This is a genomic window from Idiomarina sp. Sol25 (genome assembly GCF_033052775.1).
In the GTDB taxonomy this organism is placed as follows: domain Bacteria; phylum Pseudomonadota; class Gammaproteobacteria; order Enterobacterales; family Alteromonadaceae; genus Idiomarina.
On sequence record NZ_JAUPEW010000222.1, the window covers coordinates 1 to 242 of the forward strand.

The window sequence follows — 242 nt, forward strand, 5'->3', positions numbered from 1 at the left end:
GCCAGCGTCGCCAACGCCTGGCTGACGCTGCAGGCCGATCAGGCGCTGCTGCAGGTCACCCGTGACACGCTCAAGACCTACGAGGAAAGCCTGGGCCTGACCCAGCGCAGCTTCGATGTCGGCGTCGCCTCGGCGCTGGAACTGCGTCAGGCACGCAGTGCGGTGGACAGTGCGCGGGTGAGTATCGAGCAGTACACCCGCCTGGTGGCGCAGGACCGCAATGCCATGACCCTGCTACTGGG

At 67.4% G+C, this 242-nt stretch carries 1 protein-coding gene; it reads left to right on the forward strand.

The features are described from left to right. A partial coding sequence (locus tag Q5L94_RS14080; protein WP_317498971.1) for a TolC family protein occupies window positions 1-242 on the forward strand: 242 nt, incomplete at both ends.